Below are 16530 nucleotides of genomic sequence, written 5' to 3' on the forward strand. Positions count from 1 at the left end.
CAAAATTATATGTCGTTGGCGGTCATACTAATTTATCGGGCGCATGCCAACAACAATGAAGGTGGGGTGGCAATGCGCAGGGGGATTGCCATGTTGGCTGTGTTACGATTACAGGCTGCTATTTCTGTGTGATGGGCAAGGGCAGAGGGGGCTCTTCTGGTCCTTGGGGCGAGGGAACGAATTGGGGGCGTGCCGCCCCTAAGACTGTTTGAATCACCTGGCTGGAAACTTCTGCTGCTATCTTGGCCGCTATTTCAGCCGACACCTTCGCAGCGACTTGGGCTGCGATCTGTGCCGGCGATGGCGGACTGATATGGCCGTTTACAGGTGTAGGAGCAGCGCCGGCCGTTCCTGGCATGACAGTCGCTGCCTCGGCGTTTGTGCCGGGGCGCTCCTCCAGGCGGCGGATGAACTCCTGGATGATGCGGCGATAGAGCTCGTCCTTCAGCACGGCATCTTCTTCGCCCTGATTGATCGAGGGATTGTCGTTCACTTCAATCACGACGATGCCCTTGTCGGTTTGCTTGAGGTCGACGCCGTAGAAACCGTTCCCAATGAGATTGGCTGCTTTCAGTGCGGCCTCGACGATCTCCGGCGGCGCTGATTCGATGGGCAGGGTGCGGAAACCGCCTTCGGTGAAGCGCCCGCCATCGCCATGTTTTACGACCTGCCAGTGGCCGCGCGACATGAAGTACTGGCAGGCATAGATCGGCTGTCCGCGCAGGATGCCAATGCGCCAGTCGAAATCGGTGTAAAGGTATTCCTGCGCCAGAATGACGTCGGATTCCCGCAATAGACGCGCTGCTGCCTCGGCGAGTTGCTGGCGGTTCTCGACTTTCAGGATACCGCGCGAGAAAGATCCATCCGGTATTTTGAGAATGATGGGGTAGGGGATTTCCTGCTCGATCGCCTCGATACCGCGGTTATCCAGAACCACGGTCTTTGGCGTGGGGATCTTGTTGGCCTTCAGGAGTTCGGCCAGGTAAACCTTGTTGGTGCAGCGCAGGATCGAAGTCGGATCGTCGATCACCGCCATGCCTTCGTTCTCCGCCTTCTTGGCAAAACGATAGGTGTGGTGATCAAGCGCTGTCGTTTCCCGGATGAACAGCGCATCATATTCCGCCAGTTCGGGGTAATCCTTCTTCTCGATCAGTTCGACCTCGACGCCCATCTGTTCGCCGATGCGGACGAATTTCTGCAAGGTGCGGCGGTCGGAAGGCGGTAGCGGTTCAGCCGGATTGTGCAGGATCGCCAGGCTGTATTTGGCGGCAGGCTTGGCTTTCGGCGTGCGCCAGCTTGAACGCGTGTAGGATTCGAGCGCATGCTCGAAGAATTCTTCCTGTTCCGGCTTCAGATCGCTCAGCGACATGGGGCGGATCGAGGCGATATGCCAGCCGTCTTCCGGCGAGATGCTGAGCTTGAGCATGGGGCAGCGGAACCCATCGAAAACCCGCCTTGCCAGATCGGGAAAGCGCAGGTCGTCGGTGCGGCCGAAGAAGACGTGAAGCGTGAACGGCGCTGTCGGGATCATCACCAGCTTTTTGATCTGCTGGCGAAGAAGCTCGTCCAGTTCCGGCAGCGCATGACTGTAGATGCTGCGCTCACGCAGTTCGAGAATGGTCTTGACCGATGGAATGACCTTCTGGCTGCGCGCTTCAGCAAGCAGAGAGCAATAATAGCCATAACCCAGGTAGGAATAATCCTTGCTGAGATTGATGATCTTTGCGCGCTTGTCCTGCACAAGTTCAGGGCGGGTGATGAACTCGCGATTGTTCAGGACCAGGCAGCCCGGATTGCGGTAGCGGAAATGGGTTTTGCGTTCGACGACGATGATGTGCATGACGGCGGGAAGTGTCCCGAACTGCCTCGTTCCAGCTTAGGGGCCTCGGGCCTTCCCACGGTGCACCGGCTTCTCCAGCCGCCAAGCGTCGGACCCGTCTTCATAGTAATGTGCGATACGCTCTTTCATTCCATAGCCGCTTTTTCGGTACAGGGCGAGAGCACTTTTGTTGCTGACGCTCACTTCGAGACGGATGGCCCGGGCGCCGCGTATGCGGGCGGCACGTTCCACTGCCGAGAGAAGCCGCTTGCCAACGCCCTGGCCACGGGCTTCCGGCGCGACGGCAATCGAATAGAGCCGGGCGGTTTCGGAGTTGGCCCGAAAGAACAGGACCGCCGCGCCGCTCAATTGGACGGGGGATGCGCCTGGAACTACAAGGATGGCGGCGCGGGGGCTGCGCAGCGCCGCGCGAAAACTGCGGCGTGACATCCGGTCAGCTGTAAAACAGCGATTTTCAAGCGCTTCAAGCGCGTCCAGATCGTCCAAACGGCTGGGGCGAACGCCAGGGCCTGTCGGCATCAGCGCAAGCGGAAGATCGGCACTTTTGCGCCAGCCTTTAAGGCTGGGGCTAGGGGCGGCCGGACGATCAGGCAGGCGGCTTCGCTGAGCAGGCGGAGCATGGAGCTGTCCTGTTTGCTGAAGGCGGTGGCGATCAGGCGACCGTCTTCATTGCGGTGCAGCGTTGCGCGGAGATAGTCTTCGCGCTTATCGTTTTCGGCAAGATCAGACCCCGTAATCGCCGTTTCCAGCGACACCTCGGCAGGAAGCCCCTGCATCGCGTGGAGTGCGGGAACCAGGAAATTATAGCCGCAGACCAGAGCAGATACCGGGTTGCCGGGCAAGCCCAACAGCGGGAGGGACAGGCCGCTGTCGAGTGTCGCCCGGCCGAACATCAGCGGTTTGCCGGGACGCATTGCGATGCGCCAGAAATCGATTCCAGCACCGCCGCCGCCCAGGATTTTGTGGATCAGGTCGTGCTCTCCGACGCTGGCGCCGCCCAGGGTGAGCAACAGATCGCACCCCATTGCGGCACTCGCTTTCAGGCGCAGATCGGCTTCCGTGTCGCGGGCAATACCGAGGTCCACAGCCTGGCCGCCCTCGGCCTCGATCAGCGCGGCAAGGCCGATATTGTTCGAACTGACGATCTGGTTGGGACCGATGGGCTCGCCCGGACGGACCAGCTCATCGCCGGTGGCCAGCACTGCGATGCGCGGCTTGCGGCGGACCGCCAGCCAGGGGACGTTCATAGCGGCGGCCAGCGCCACATCTGACGGGCTTAACCGGCGTCCGGCCTTCAACAGGGCCTGTCCTTCGGCGAAGTCCAGTCCGGCGCGCCGGATCCACTGGCCAGGCTGAGGGGCTTCCCGCACGGTCAGCCGGCCATCGGCGCCAAGATCGGCATCCTCCTGGATGACGATGGCATCGGCGCCATCCGGCAGAGGGGCACCGGTGAAGATGCGGACGCATTCGCCCGGGCCGACAATGCCCTCGTAACGGCCGCCTGCCGCGGCTGCGCCGACCGGCTGCAACACCGCCGGGATCTTTGCCAGATCGGCATGGCGGCAGGCCCAGCCATCCATGGCGCTGACATCGAAGGGGGGCTGGGTTCGGCGGGATACGACGTCCTCGGCCAGCACGCGCCCCGCCGCCGCAGACAACGGAACTGTCTCCGCCGGCATGATCGGCAGGGCGTTGACAATGCGGGTTCGTGCCTCGGCGACGGAGATCATGGCCAATCGCCCTTATTCCTGATCGAAGCGACCGGATTTGCCGCCGGATTTATGAAGCAGCCGGATATCGGTGATGCGCATCCCGCGATCCACGGCCTTGGCCATGTCATAAACCGTGAGGGCAGCGACGCTGGCAGCCGTGAGGGCCTCCATCTCCACGCCAGTCCGTCCCTTCAGCTTGCAGGTTGCAACAACATCGATTGCGGCCTTGTCCGGCACCGGAATGAGGTCCACGGTGACCTGGCTCAGCGCCAACGGATGGCAGAGCGGGATGAGGTCATGCGTGCGCTTGGCGGCCATGATGCCGGCGATCCGCGCGGTCGCCAGCACGTCGCCCTTGGCGGCTTGTCCCGAGAGGATCAGATCAAGGGTGGCCTTTTCCATCAGGATGCGGGCACCAGCCTTGGCGACACGCTCGGTTTCCGCCTTGGCCGAGACATCCACCATATGCGCCTCGCCGGCGGCATTCAGATGCGTCAAGCCGGGCTTGCCGCTCATGCAGCCAGCTCCTTCCCGGTCAGCAGCAGACGGGTGGCTGCTTCCACATCGGCCTGCCGCATCAGGCTCTCGCCCACCAGGAAACAGAAAGCCCCGCAGCGCGCCATCCGATCAAGATCGGCCTTGGTGTAAAGGCCGGACTCAGCGACCAGCAGAGCCTCCGATGGGACGCGTGCAGCCAAAGCCTCGGTCGTCGCCAGATCAACCTGTAAAGTCTTCAGGTTACGGTTGTTGATGCCGATCAGTTTGGATTTCAGTTTCAGCGCGCGATCCAGTTCCGCGCCGTCATGGACTTCGATCAGCACGTCCAGACCGTAATCATTGGCAGCGGCTTCAAGTTCTGCCGCTTGCGTATCGGTCAGCGCGGCCATGATCAGCAGGATGCAGTCGGCGCCCAAAGCGCGCGCCTCGATCACCTGATAAGGATCAAGCATGAAATCCTTGCGGATGATCGGCAGATCGACCGTGGCACGCGCCTGCCGCAGATACTCATCCTTGCCCTGGAAATAGGGCTCATCGGTCAGCACCGAAATGCAGGTCGCGCCACCTTTTGCATAAGCGCGGGCCAGGGCGGGGGGATCGAAATCCGCGCGGATCAGACCCTTCGACGGCGAAGCTTTCTTGATCTCAGCGATCAGGCCATAGCCACCTGCATTGACGGCATTTTGCAACGCGCGCTGAAAGCCGCGCGGTGCCGGCGTCGCGCGGGCGGCGCGATCGAGATTTGCTGTCGAAACCAGGGATTTCTGGCGAGCGATATGCTCGTACTTGTCGGCGCAGATCTTGGCGAGAACGTCGCTCATTTCTTGTCGGCCTTGTCTTCCGTCTCCGGGTTTTCCGGGGGCGGCTCATGTGTGATTTCGATCAGGCGGGCGAGGGCAGCGCGCGCCCGGCCGCTGTCAATGGATTGCCTCGCCAATTCTACACCTTCCCGCAGATCCTTGACTGTGTCGGCGACCATCAGAGCCGCGGCCGAATTCAGTAGGACGATATCCCGGAAGGCACCCGGCGCGCCATTCAGCACTGCCCGCAGAGCCACCGCATTGGCGGTAGGCTCGTCGCCCTTCAATTCTTCGAGACTTGCGCGGGGCAAGCCGGCTTCTTCCGGCGTGATCTCGAAGTGGCGCAGGTTACCGTTGGCGATTTCCGAAACATAGGTCGGCCCAGTGGTGGTGATCTCGTCCAGGCCATCGGAGCCATGAACCACCCAGACCTTCTCGGCGCCTAGCTTGCCCATCACCTCGGCCAGGGGCTGAACCCATTGGCGGTCGAAGACGCCGAGCAACTGGCGTTTGACCAGCGCCGGATTGCTCAACGGTCCAAGCAGATTGAAGATGGTGCGGGTGCCAAGCTCTACGCGTGTGGGTCCGACATGACGCATCGCGCCATGATGGCGCGGCGCCATCAGAAAGCCCACGCCCGCCTCGCGGATTGCCTTTTCGATGAGGCGGAAGTCGCAATCGATATTGACGCCCAGAACCGTCAGCACATCAGCCGCGCCGGTCTTGGACGAGACAGCCCGATTACCATGCTTGGCGACAGGCACGCCGCAACCTGCGACCACAAAGGCCGAACAGGTCGATACGTTCCAGGTGCCTTTCACATCCCCGCCGGTGCCGACAATGTCGATGGCATTGGCGGGGGCGGTGACGCCATGCACCTTGTCGCGCATGGTCATCGCGCCGCCCGTGATCTCATCCACGGTTTCGCCGCGGACCCGCAGCGCCATCAGGAAAGCGCCCATCTGCGCTGGCGTGGCATTGCCCGACATCATGATGTCGAAAGCCGTCCGCGCGTCGTCAACACTCAAGCGGGCGCCGCCCGCCACCAGCGCCAGCAGGCGCTTGAATTCCGTTACGTCTCCACTCATGCCGCTTGCTCGTGAACCGCCTTCTCGTTCACAGGAAGGCCGCAATAGCGCACGAAATTCGCCAGCATCGCAAGTCCGTGCTCGGACGCGATGCTTTCGGGGTGGAACTGCACGCCGTGAATGGGCAGGTCGCGATGCGCGACGCCCATGATCACGCCGTCTTCGGACCGCGCTGTTATCGTCAGCACGTTTGGGATCGTCGCCGGATCGATGGTCAGCGAATGATAGCGCGTGGCGAGGAAATCCTGCGGCAGGCCCGCGAACACGCTTTCGTTGTTGTGGCGGATGCGGCTCAGTTTGCCGTGCAGCGGCTTCGGCGCGCGGATCACCTTGCCACCGAAAGCCTGGCCAATCGCCTGATGGCCCAGACAGACCCCGAAAACCGGCAGCTTGCGCTCGGCGGCCTGCGCGATCATCGGCAGGCAGATACCTGCGCGATCTGGGTCGCAGGGACCGGGAGAGAGCACGATGCCGGCCGGATTCAACTTAAGGATGTTCTCGGGTGTTGTTTCGTCATTGCGAAACACCCTTACTTCCGGGCCGAGCCGGCCGAAGTAGTGAACCAGATTCCAGGTAAAACTGTCGTAATTATCGATCAGAACGAGCATGTCGGCCTACCTTGTGGCGGCAGCCTACCATATCCCCGCCAGCTGGCGACAGGCACAGCATACAGCCTGTGCGTTTGTGGCTTACTTCCATTTTCTGCCAGCAAATCATTGTGTTGCGAGAAAACGAAAAAAACAGAACAATCCGTAGAGAGAGCGTAATAAGGGGGGATTCGTTATGGCGTTTAATATGCCCGCTCCGTTCCAGAAGGTCGGAATCAGGCAGCGTTTATACATTGCAGTCGGGGCCATTGCTTCCTTTGCGCTCGTCTCTGCCGCTGCCGGATGGTTTGCCCTGTCCCGTTTGGATAGCGCCATTACGGTGGTCACCGACGAAGGCGTTCCGACTGTTATCGCCGCCCTCAATCTGGCCGAACGGGTGGCCGATATAGCGGGTGTAGCGCCTGACCTGGTAACGGCTCAGGACGAAAAGGAAATCCAACAGCTCGTCGCCGGCATCCAGCAGAAAGAGGAGAATATCCAAAAGGCGCTGGACGTGATCAGCGCGACGATGAGCGGCGAAGGCGTCGAGACGATCGAGAAGGAGACCAAAACCCTTCTCAGCAGCATCGGCCAGTTGCGGCAGGTTGTGGATGCCCGGGTGCGGACCACGCAATTCCGCATCGAGGAGACGCAAAAGCTCACCACGATCCACGGCCAGTTCCTGCAGATCGCCGCTCCGATGGTGGATGATGCGGTTTTCGAACTGACCTCCAGCATGACCTCGGCCACCAGCTCCGGAGACATGAACAAGGTGTCGGAGGCGCTGGGCAAGCTTGCCAATACCGAGCTGCTGATGCTGCAGGGCATCACCAATCTGATTGCCGAGGTCAATAACACCGTTGGTTTGCTGGCGGTCGGTGCGCAAGCGGCCAATATGGACGAATTGCAGACGATTTCCCGGCGCTATGAACTGTCTGCCGGTAAGGTCGAACGCGGGCTGGAATTCATCGAGAAGGTCAAATCCAATAAGGATCTCGCCAAGGCGGCTGTCGCCGTGCTGGATTTCGGCAGTCCGGGTATTGGCGTGATCAGCCTGCGTGAGCAGGAATTGTCCGCGCTCGAACAGGGCCGCCGCGCCCTGCAAGCCAGCCGCGAAGCGGCCCAACGGCTTGGCGCTGCGGCCGAGAAGGTGGTTGCGGAAGCCAATCAGGGCGTCGTCGGTGCAGCCACCGAGGCCAAGCAGACCAGCACCGGCGGCAAGACGATCCTGGTCGCCGTCGCGGTCGCCAGCTTGTTGGCAGCCTTCCTTGTCGGCTGGCTCTATATCGGCCGCCGGATTGCCGATCCGCTGACCTTCCTGACCGCAGCCATGGGGCGACTGGCCAATCGCGAATGGCAGACTGAAGTTCCCGACCGCAATCGTGGCGACGAAATCGGCGACATGGCGCGAGCCGTACAGGTGTTCAAGGAAAATGGTCTGGAGAACGAGCAACTGCAGCAGCAGGTCGAGCGCAACCGTCAGGCCGCCGAGGAGCAGCGGCGGGCACAGGAAGAACTGCTGGATCGCGCCGTCGGCGAGGTGGTCGGCAAGGCTGCCGACGGCGATCTGTCGGCCCGGATCGATACCCATCAGCTGGAAGGCATGATGGCGCGGCTGGGCGAGCGCGTGAACGCCTTGCTGGCCACGGTAGAAGATGTCTTTGACAACCTGGGCAAGGCGTTGGGTGCCATGGCGACCGGCGACTTCACCCACCGGATCACGGCTGATTACGCCGGTGTGTTCGATCGGCTGAAGCAGGATGCCAACCGGACCGCGCAGCAACTGGCGGAGACCGTGGGACAGGTGACCGGCGCGGCCGCCATGGTTCGCGACGCAGCGGCTGAAATCTCCTCGGGCAGCAACGACCTTGCCGGACGTACCGAGCAGCAGGCAGCCAGCCTCGAGCAGACGGCAGCCTCCATGCATGAGATTACCGCGACTGTGAAGCAGAACGCTGATAACGCTGAGGCTGCCAACCAGCTTGCCATGTCGGCGCGCAACACGGCTGAGAGGGGCGGCAGCGTCGTGCAGGATGCCGTCGCTGCGGTGAGCCGGATCGAGGAAAGCGCACGGAAGATCTCCGACATTGTCGGCCTGATCGATGAAATCGCTTTCCAGACAAACCTCCTTGCTCTGAATGCGTCGGTCGAAGCGGCGCGTGCGGGCGAGGCGGGCAAGGGCTTTGCCGTCGTTGCGCAGGAGGTGCGCGCCTTGGCGCAACGGTCGGCGAATGCGTCGAAGGACATCAAGGCGCTGATCCAGGCCAGCACCGGCGAAGTTCGCGAAGGCGCCCGCTTGGTCAACCTGGCTGGCGAAAGCCTGTCGGAGATCGTCACGGCGGTGAAGAAGGTGGCCGATATCGTCGGCGAAATCTCTTCCGCCAGCCGCGAGCAGGCGGTGGGCCTGGAAGAGGTCAATACCGCCGTTGCCAATATGGACGAGATGACCCAGCGCAACGGGGCACTGGTCGAGCAAACCACGGCCTCGGCGCAGGCCATGGCCCGTCAGGCCCAGGAACTGGCGGAATTGGTGGGACAATTCCGCGTTTGAGGGTGACAATTTAGCGTTTGACCCGTCCGGTTGGCGCGTTATACCGATGCGACGTTTTTTCTTAGGAGGTCGGTATGGCTAAGGCCGATGCCATTAGGGTCGCGATTTTGGGTGCCAGCGGGTATACCGGGGCTGAACTGCTTCGAGTTCTTCTGCGTCATCCGCGCGTCCGCATCGTCGCCTTGACGGCCGACCGGAAGGCCGGTGAGGGGATTGAAGCAGTCTTCCCGCAGTTCATTGGCCTTGGGCTGCCCAAGCTGGTTACCATCAAGGAAGTGGACTGGAGCGGCGTCGATGCCGTCTTCTGCGCCTTGCCACATGGCACCACGCAGGAGGTGATTGCTGGCCTGCCCGAGCATTTGAAGATCGTCGATCTCTCGGCCGACTTCCGGCTGCGGGATACCGCTGAATACGCCAAGTGGTACGGCCACGAGCATCGCGCGCCAAAGCTGCAGGAAGAGGCAGTGTACGGCCTCACGGAAGTCTACCGGTCCGCGGTCGCCAAGGCGCGGCTGGTGGCCAATCCCGGCTGCTATCCAACCTCGGCGCAACTGCCGCTGATTCCACTTCTGGCTGCCGATCAGATCGACCCGGACGATATCGTCATCGACGCGAAGTCAGGCGTCTCGGGCGCGGGACGCGCGCTGAAGGAAGGCTCGCTCTACTGCGAAGTCGCCGAAGGCATCCACGCCTATGGCGTTGCTTCGCATCGGCATGGCCCGGAGATCGAGCAGATTCTGTCCGAGGCTGTCGGGCGGCAGATTGCCATCAGCTTCACGCCGCATCTGATGCCGATGAACCGCGGCATGCTGTCCAGCATCTATGTCAGGATGCGGCCTGGCGTCAGCGCCGACGACCTGCGCGCATCGCTTGTCGAGCGCTACAAGGACGAGCCTTTTGTGCAGATCGTCCCGCAGGGTGTTTCGCCGCAGACGCGCCATGTGCGTGGCACCAACTCCTGCCATATCGGTGTCTTTGCCGATCGGGTGAAGGGCCGTGCGATGCTGTTTTCCGTGATCGACAACCTGATGAAGGGTGCCAGCGGCCAGGCCATTCAGAACTTCAACGTTATGTTCGGCCTGCCGGAAACGACGGGCCTGGATCAGATTGCCCTGTTCCCGTGAAGCCGCTGCTCCTGCCATTTGGTGACAAAACGCCGGTTATTGCTCCAGACGTTTTTGTTGCGCCTAACGCCACGGTTATCGGCGATACCGAAATCGGTGCTGGAAGTTCGATCTGGTTTGGCTGCGTTTTGCGTGGTGATGTAAACAGCATCCGCATCGGCGCGGGCACGAACATCCAGGACGGCAGCATCGTCCATGTCACGCGCGCCCGCTATGCGACGGTGATTGGCTCCGGCGTGACGATCGGCCATCTGGCACTCATCCACGGCTGTAGACTGGAAGACAATTCCTTCGTCGGCATGCAGGCTACCGTCATGGACGGCTGCGTGATCGAAAGTGAAGGCATGCTGGCGGCGGGGGCGTTGCTGACCCCTGGAAAGCGCATCGGGCGCGGAGAATTATGGGCCGGCCGTCCGGCCAAGCTGATGCGTCGTCTTGATACGGACGAACTGCAGAATATCTACAACACTGCAGCGCATTACGCGAAGCTGGCGGCCAGTTACCGCGATCAGCTCGCCTCCGGGCTTTAACGAATTCTTGAAAACGGCTGTGTAACCGTACCATCCTCTTTGGCCTGACTGGCCTAACGGATGGGATGATGACCACCGACGCCGCACATACGGACTGGCCTGAAGATTTGTACGACCAGATCAAGGCGCATGGGGATTTTCTGTCCGGGCGCCTGGGCAAGCTCAATCGCGGCAAGCAGCTGACCCTGGTTGGCGTCGATCTCACCGGCATCAAGCTGGTCGGCATGAATCTCCAGCGGGCCGTTTTCCGGGGCTGCCGTTTTTATTGTGCCGATCTGCGCAATTCCGATTTCAGCCAGGCGGTGCTTACCGGCTGCGATTTTTCCGGCGCGGACCTGACAAATGCCCGTTTCGTCTGGGCCAATCTGCGCGGTGCGGACCTGTCGCGCGCGATCCTGAAGGGGACCCGGTTCGAAAATGCCGATATGCGGCCGCTGACTGAGCCGCCGGTTCAGCCGCATGGCAAAGGCGGCGTCGTATCCTTGAGCGATACGGTCTTGCACAATACCAATCTCAGCCAGGCAAAGCTTCTTGGCGCGTCCTTCGTCGGTGCCATATTGGACGGGGCGATCCTCGACAATGCGGATCTGGAAGGGGCCGACTTTTCGTATTCCACGCTCACCAACGTGCAGTTCAAGAATGCAAAGCTGCGCGATGCCAATTTCCAGCTTGCGGACTTCAATGCCGAATTGATGAAACAGCTGCAGGGTACCGGCGCGAAGATTCCGCAGGAGATTTCGCCAGAGGTGCTTGATCAGGTGCTGCGCGACCACCAAGCCTGGATTGATTCCGAAGGTCAGGCCGGGCGCCGCGCAATCCTGGCAGGGTGGTATCTATCCCGCATGCATCTGATCAAGGCCAACCTGAATGGCGCCGATCTGCGGAAGGCCAATCTGTCGAATGCAAATCTGCATGGAGCACAGTTGATTTGCGCCGATTTGCGCGAAGCAAACCTGATGTACGCCAATCTGGCCGAGGCTGATCTGCGTGGCGCTTTGGTGGAGGGTGCCCGCGGTCTGCCCGTCGTGCAAAGCGACGGGAAAGGATGATCAGCGTCTGGTGGCTGAGGCAGCTTTGCTGGCGCTGTTGTTCAGGCCCTTGATGGCGCGGTGAATCCGGCGCCAGACGAGATTGCCGGCGAAATTGCCGCTCGTCGCCATCTCGTTGATCTGGCGATACGCGTAGGCCTCGGCGCGGTGTGGACCTTGCTCGGCAATCAAGTCCCGGGCGGCCCGCCATATCTCAGCATCGGTGGTCATTCTGCCAGAATGACGGGAAAAGGTTAGGGAAAGGTAACCCCTCGCTTATACCGGCGCCGCTCAATTCCCTCAGCACTTGCCATTCTGCTTTGGTGAGACGACGGCCGCCGTGGCGAAGCCCGCTTGCCGTCCGGCGTACATGAAACGCTTGGACGGGGCGGCCGCTGCGCTTCGACCAAAGTCGAACAACCTTAACCGCGATTGTTACGCTGTTCGGCCTACACGTGAATCTCCTTTAAGATAGACTGATGAACGCAATAATCGAATAATACCGTTGCAATTCGCGTCATCTGTGAGGCAACGAAAACGAGGGGGGAACCCTCGGCCTGGGGAGGGATTATGCGGATTCTGTCTGCTCTACCGGCGGGCTTTCGGATTGGTCTGGCTATCGCAATCGCGATTGGCATCGTTCTCGGTTGGGTGTGGTCGGTATACAGGGTGGATGTCGCATCGTTGACATGGGCGCTGGCAGTTGGGCTGCCTTTCCTTCTCGCCGAGATTCTTCTCATCACGTCATTGGCCACAGCTGGAGGGCTGACCGACATTCTCAGCCGTTGGCCAGCGTCCGAGACGGAACTGGGAACGCAGCCTAAGCCGCTGCGCGACATCCTGATGCGCCTGAACGGCCTTTGGCGAGTCGAACAGGACAAGCAGGTAGCCTTGCAGCAGCGCATCGCGCAGCTGGAGGCCGAGATTGAACAGATCCGCCGCGCCGATAGCGCCATTCTTGACGACATGGCTGAGCTCTGCTCCGCCATGGGCGAGGGAATTCTGCATCAGCGGGTCAGCGGCAGTGCCAGCGAGGCCGCTGGGCATCGGCTTGCCGAGCGCTTCAACCAGATGGCCGAGACCCTGGATGACGTCGTCAGCGAGTTGAAGACATTATTCGGCCGCATGGCCGAGGGCGACTTGTCGTCAGGGATTGAAAGCAATCATGGCGGCGATTTCGCCGTCATCCGCGAAGCGGCCATGCAGGCAATCGACCGGCTGGGCAATGTGATCGGCACCATTGTCCAGGCCGCCAATTCGATTTCCAGCGCAACGGTGGAACTGAACAAGGAAGCAAAAGGCTTAGCCCAGAGCGCGGAAGCGCAATCGGAAAGCCTTGACCGGACTGCCGCCGACGCCGCCAGCCTCAGCGAAGCCGCCCGCGCCAACGAGGCCGCCGCGAAACGTGCCAGCCAGAAGGCTGGCGAGGCCCGCAGCGCCGCCGAAAGCGGCGTGCAGGTGGTAAACCGCTCAATCGAGGCAATGAACGAGATGGCCGAGATGTCTCAGCGCATCTCGGAGATCACCTCTTTGATCAATGAGATTGCTTTCCAGACCAATCTGCTGGCGCTGAACGCCTCAGTCGAAGCGGCGCGGGCAGGCGAGGCGGGCAAGGGCTTTGCCGTAGTGGCGCAGGAGGTGCGCGCGCTGGCGCAGCGTTCGGCTAACGCGTCGAAGGACATCGGCGCCATCATCAAGCAGTCGAGCGACAAGGTGAAATCCGGCGTCACCCTGGTGCGGGAGACGGGAACGGTTTTGAGCCGCATCGCGGAAGCCATCGATTCCATGGGGCAGCAGCTGGACGAAATCGAACAGGCCAGCACCGAGCAATCGAGCCGGGTAGATGGCGTCAGCCATGCCCTGATGGACATCAACGCGGCGACGCGCGGCTATCTGTCGGTCGTGCAGCGTACCGGCAACGCCATTCAGGATATCGACCAGCAGGTCGCCAATCTGGCGACGCAGATCGCCTTTGTCACCACGCCGGCGGACCGGCCCTTCCTTCTTGCGGCGCAGAAGGCGGCAGCGGAAATCAGCAGTATCTTCGAAGCAGCCATTGCGCGCGGGGAAATGACGCTCGAAGACTTCTTCGACGAGAATTACGTGCCGATCAAGGGCACGAATCCGCAGCAGTTCATGACCCGCTTCGTGAAGTTCACCGACAGCTATCTGCCCAAGATTCAGGAACCGCTGCTGGAGTCGAATTCCGCGATCTCATTCTGCGCGGCGGTGGACCGGAACGGCTTCTTGCCCACGCATAACCTCAAATACTGCCAGCCGCAGGGCAGCGATCCGGTCTGGAATGCAGCGAACTCTCGTAACCGGCGCATGTTCAACGATCCGGTTGGCCTGGCCTGCGGGCGCAATACCAAGCCTTACCTGCTGCAATGCTACCGGCGGGATATGGGCGGCGGCGTGTTTGTCCTGATGAAAGACATGTCGGCGCCGATCATCGTGCAGGGCCGCCACTGGGGCGGCTTCCGCATCGGCTATAAGATCTAGAAAAAATCGAGCGGGTTAGACCCGCTCGATCACCGTTGCGATACCCTGGCCGACGCCGATGCACATTGTGCAAAGCGCATAACGCCCGCCGGTGCGTTCGAGCTGGTTCAGCGCCGTGGTCAGAAGCCGGGCGCCGCTCATGCCGAGCGGATGGCCCAGCGCGATGGCGCCACCATTGGGGTTCACATAAGTGGCATCGTCGGGGATTTTCAGTTCCCGCAGCACAGCCAAGGCTTGCGCAGCAAAGGCCTCGTTCAGCTCGATAACATCCATATCTCGGATCGAGAGGCCGGTTTTTGCCATCACCTTCTCCGTCGCCGGAGCCGGGCCAATCCCCATGATTCTCGGCGCCACGCCAGCCACCGCGGTAGCGATGATCCGTCCCCGGGGGGTGAGGCCATGCTTCTTGGCGGCTGCTTCCGAGGCCAGGATCAGAGCCGCGGCGCCGTCATTGACACCTGACGCGTTGCCGGCAGTGACCGTGCCGCCCTGACGGAACGGCGTGGGCAGGCGCGACAGCGCCTCCATGGTGGTCTCGCGCGGATGTTCGTCGCGGTCGACCACGACCGGATCGCCCTTGCGGCTCGGGATCGTCACCGGGGTGATTTCGGCTTCAAACAGCCCAAGCTTGATGGCATTCAGCGCCCGCTGCTGGCTGCGCAGGGCGAAGGCATCCTGATCGGAGCGGCTGATACGGAACTGCTCGGCGACATTCTCCGCCGTCTCCGGCATGGAATCGACGCCGTACTTCTGCTTCATCAGCTTGTTGACGAAACGCCAGCCGATGGTGGTGTCGTGTATTTCCACGGTGCGCGAAAAGGCCGTCTCTGCCTTGGGCATGACGAAGGGGGCCCGGCTCATGCTTTCGACGCCACCGGTGATGATCAGGTCGGCCTCGCCAGTTTTGATTGCCCGGGCGCCGGCGCTCGCGGCTTCCAGGCCGGAGCCGCACAGGCGATTGACCGTGGCGCCCGGCACCTTTTCCGGCAGCCCCGCCAGCAGCAGCGCCATGCGCGCAACATTGCGGTTGTCTTCACCGGCCTGATTGGCGCACCCATAGATGACGTCGTCGACCGCTTCCCAATCCACCGCAGGATTACGCTGCATCAATGCCTTGATCGGGATGGCCGCGAGATCGTCGGCGCGGACGGCTGAAAGCGCGCCGCCATAACGGCCAATGGGCGTGCGGATGGCGTCGCAAATAAAAGCCTCGGTCATTTGTCTCTCCCTAGGGTCTCTCGTCCGGGCTGGAATGTCGCATCACACGGGTGATGTGCGGCCGATGATGGCCGAGTACAGCGCGGAGTCAACATTTCCGCCGGAGGCGACAACGACAATGGTGCGGTTAGCGCACGGCACTTTGCCGTTCAGGACGCTTGCAAGCGCGACGGCGCCGCCCGGCTCAATCACCAGCTTGAGGTAATGGAAGGCTGTGGCTATGGCCGTTTCGACTTCTGCATCGGTCGCCGTGACGCCTGGCGCAAGATTGGCGGACATGACGCCAAAGGTGATGTCGCCCGGATGAGGTGCCATCAACGCATCGCAGAAGGTTTTTCCGCTGCCGTCATGGCTTTGGATTTGTCCGCTTCTAAGTGATTGCGCGATGTCGTCGAACTTGTCCGGCTCCGCGCAGTGGACCTGGCAATCAGGCAGCCGGCTTTTGATGGCCAGCGCAATGCCGGAGATCAGGCCGCCGCCTGAAGCGGGCGCCAGGACGGCATCGGGCGTGACATCGCGCTCGGCACATTGAGCTAGGATCTCCAGCCCCACGGTACCCTGGCCTGAAATGATGTAGGGGTCGTCGAAAGGCGGCACCAAGGTCATGCCGCGATCGCGGGCGTAACGATTGCCGATCTCCTCGCGGCTTTCCTTGTAGCGGTCATAGAGCACCACCTCGGCGCCATAGGCGCGGGTGTTGGCGATTTTGATTGCGGGCGCATCCGCCGGCATGACGATGACCGCGGGCGTGCCGCAGATTTTAGCTGCATAAGCGGTGCCCTGCGCATGGTTACCTGACGAGAAGGCGACAACGCCGCGCTTCTTCTCCTCGGGCGAAAGCCGGCTGATGCGGTTGTAAGCACCACGAAACTTGAATGAGCCGGTGAGTTGCAGAGGTTCAGCCTTCACCAGCAGCCGGCCGCCAAGCTTCTCATTCAGCAGCGGGCTTTCCAGCAGCGGCGTCCTAACCGCCACCCCGCGCAGCTGTCTGGCCGCATCCTCGACATCCGCGATGGTGGGAAGCGGGGGGAGTTTGGTGGGCGCGTTCATTT

General features: G+C 61.6%; 15 protein-coding genes. 5 read left to right on the top strand and 10 right to left on the bottom strand.

All coding sequences use genetic code 11. The features are described from left to right. Nucleotides 1-118: 118 nt before the first annotated feature. Genes Q0603_RS16845 through Q0603_RS16875 form a run of 7 tightly spaced genes read right to left on the bottom strand, consistent with a single transcriptional unit; the run spans nucleotide 119 to nucleotide 6546 of the window. Nucleotides 119-1840 (bottom strand): RimK family protein, encoded by a 1722-nt coding sequence (locus tag Q0603_RS16845; RefSeq protein ID WP_298727837.1) that lies wholly within the window; start codon nucleotides 1838-1840, stop codon nucleotides 119-121. Between the two features lie 36 nt (nucleotides 1841-1876). Further along, nucleotides 1877-2326: an N-acetyltransferase gene (locus Q0603_RS16850; RefSeq protein WP_298727839.1), complete on the bottom strand. Its 450-nt coding sequence runs from the start codon at nucleotides 2324-2326 to the stop codon at nucleotides 1877-1879. Nucleotides 2327-2358: 32 nt separating this feature from the next. Next, the gene (gene glp / locus Q0603_RS16855; protein WP_298727841.1) at nucleotides 2359-3570 is read right to left on the bottom strand and encodes a gephyrin-like molybdotransferase Glp; all 1212 of its coding nucleotides are present in this window, start codon (nucleotides 3568-3570) and stop codon (nucleotides 2359-2361) included. 12 nt (nucleotides 3571-3582) lie between these two features. Then, on the bottom strand, nucleotides 3583-4068 hold the full coding sequence (gene moaC, locus Q0603_RS16860) for a cyclic pyranopterin monophosphate synthase MoaC (protein ID WP_298727843.1): 486 nt from the start codon (nucleotides 4066-4068) through the stop codon (nucleotides 3583-3585). After that, the gene (gene trpC / locus Q0603_RS16865; protein WP_298727845.1) at nucleotides 4065-4871 is read right to left on the bottom strand and encodes an indole-3-glycerol phosphate synthase TrpC; all 807 of its coding nucleotides are present in this window, start codon (nucleotides 4869-4871) and stop codon (nucleotides 4065-4067) included. The genes moaC and trpC overlap by 4 nt, the downstream gene beginning before the upstream one ends. Next, entirely contained in the window at nucleotides 4868-5938 is a 1071-nt protein-coding gene (gene trpD / locus Q0603_RS16870) for an anthranilate phosphoribosyltransferase (RefSeq protein ID WP_298727846.1), read from the bottom strand. Before trpD ends, trpC begins: the two co-directional genes overlap by 4 nt. Further along, entirely contained in the window at nucleotides 5935-6546 is a 612-nt protein-coding gene (locus Q0603_RS16875) for an aminodeoxychorismate/anthranilate synthase component II (protein WP_298727848.1), read from the bottom strand. Before Q0603_RS16875 ends, trpD begins: the two co-directional genes overlap by 4 nt. A 187-nt stretch (nucleotides 6547-6733) precedes the next feature. Between Q0603_RS16875 and Q0603_RS16880 the strand changes: the two genes are divergently transcribed. The 4 genes from Q0603_RS16880 (at nucleotide 6734) to Q0603_RS16895 (ending at nucleotide 11779) form a co-directional block, all read left to right on the top strand. Further along, entirely contained in the window at nucleotides 6734-9076 is a 2343-nt protein-coding gene (locus Q0603_RS16880) for a methyl-accepting chemotaxis protein (RefSeq protein ID WP_298727850.1), read from the top strand. A gap of 74 nt (nucleotides 9077-9150) precedes the next feature. After that, nucleotides 9151-10200, top strand: coding sequence for an N-acetyl-gamma-glutamyl-phosphate reductase (gene argC / locus Q0603_RS16885; protein WP_298727852.1), 1050 nt, complete (start codon nucleotides 9151-9153; stop codon nucleotides 10198-10200). Further along, nucleotides 10197-10730, top strand: coding sequence for a gamma carbonic anhydrase family protein (locus tag Q0603_RS16890; protein ID WP_298727854.1), 534 nt, complete (start codon nucleotides 10197-10199; stop codon nucleotides 10728-10730). The genes argC and Q0603_RS16890 overlap by 4 nt, the downstream gene beginning before the upstream one ends. A gap of 68 nt (nucleotides 10731-10798) precedes the next feature. After that, nucleotides 10799-11779, top strand: coding sequence for a pentapeptide repeat-containing protein (locus Q0603_RS16895; RefSeq protein WP_298727856.1), 981 nt, complete (start codon nucleotides 10799-10801; stop codon nucleotides 11777-11779). Here Q0603_RS16895 and Q0603_RS16900 read toward each other — a convergent pair whose 3' ends face one another. Then, on the bottom strand, nucleotides 11780-11989 hold the full coding sequence (locus Q0603_RS16900) for a hypothetical protein (RefSeq protein ID WP_298727858.1): 210 nt from the start codon (nucleotides 11987-11989) through the stop codon (nucleotides 11780-11782). 453 nt (nucleotides 11990-12442) lie between these two features. On the opposite strand from Q0603_RS16900, the gene Q0603_RS16905 reads away from it, so the two are divergent. Next, entirely contained in the window at nucleotides 12443-14260 is a 1818-nt protein-coding gene (locus Q0603_RS16905) for a methyl-accepting chemotaxis protein (RefSeq protein WP_298727860.1), read from the top strand. A 15-nt stretch (nucleotides 14261-14275) separates the two neighbouring features. Here Q0603_RS16905 and pcaF read toward each other — a convergent pair whose 3' ends face one another. Further along, the gene (pcaF, locus tag Q0603_RS16910; RefSeq protein ID WP_298727862.1) at nucleotides 14276-15478 is read right to left on the bottom strand and encodes a 3-oxoadipyl-CoA thiolase; all 1203 of its coding nucleotides are present in this window, start codon (nucleotides 15476-15478) and stop codon (nucleotides 14276-14278) included. Nucleotides 15479-15520: 42 nt separating this feature from the next. Continuing rightward, a complete protein-coding gene (locus Q0603_RS16915) occupies nucleotides 15521-16528 on the bottom strand; it encodes a threonine/serine dehydratase (protein WP_298727865.1) in 1008 nt (335 codons plus the stop codon). Between the last annotated feature and the right edge of the window lie 2 nt (nucleotides 16529-16530).

The sequence above is a fragment of the uncultured Ferrovibrio sp. genome, from assembly GCF_937960835.1.
In the GTDB taxonomy this organism is placed as follows: Bacteria; Pseudomonadota; Alphaproteobacteria; order Ferrovibrionales; family Ferrovibrionaceae; genus Ferrovibrio.